1 protein-coding gene is annotated in these 651 nt (G+C 65.6%); it reads left to right on the top strand.

Annotated features, from left to right (window positions below):
* Positions 1-19: 19 nt before the first annotated feature.
* Positions 20-651: hypothetical protein (locus AC1D0P_RS26760; RefSeq protein WP_477679499.1), on the top strand; the 632-nt coding region annotated here is incomplete at its 3' end.

Genomic DNA, 651 nt, shown 5'->3' on the forward strand with positions numbered 1-651 from the left:
CTCCGTGCTGAGCCATCCCGTGCGCGTGATCGCGCCGATCAACTATCTCCGCCTGTTCTACGACAGCAAGCTCGGTTATGTCATGCTCCGCCATTACCGGATCGCCGGCCGTCCCGAAATGGCCTATCCCGGCGAGGAGGTCCCGGCGCTCAACGACGTCACGAAGGCCGTGACCACCGAGGAGGTGCGTGAAGAGGTTGGGAACATCCTCGCCGATGCAGGGCGCTGCCGAGCGGCGCTTGCCACCATCCTCGAAATTTGGTCGACCAATGCGCCGAGTGCGCCACCGCCCAATGTCGCGGAAGTCGACAATGTTCTGGTGTCTCTCGAGACCTTCCTGAAACTGGGCGCTGGGCAGGGAAGGAAACCTACGGCCGGCGGTGCCGCGCCGGGTGCGGAGCAGAAAGCCGATGCGGCTTCCACAGAGCGTTCGGGCCTGATGCAGGCCGTCCGTTCGGTGTTCCGGACTGACCCGGAGCGTGCCAAGGCGCTCAAGATCAAAAGCCATGCCGAGGCAAAGGCGGTGCTTGTCCGGCTCGAAGAATATTTCCAGACCAGGGAGCCGTCCTCGCCCTCCGGCCTGCTGGTCCGGCAGGCCCGCATGCTCGTGGGGCGGCCGCTGATCGAGGCGCTGGAGGCCCTGGCACCCGC

The organism is Polaromonas sp. P1_G2, from assembly GCF_056405515.1.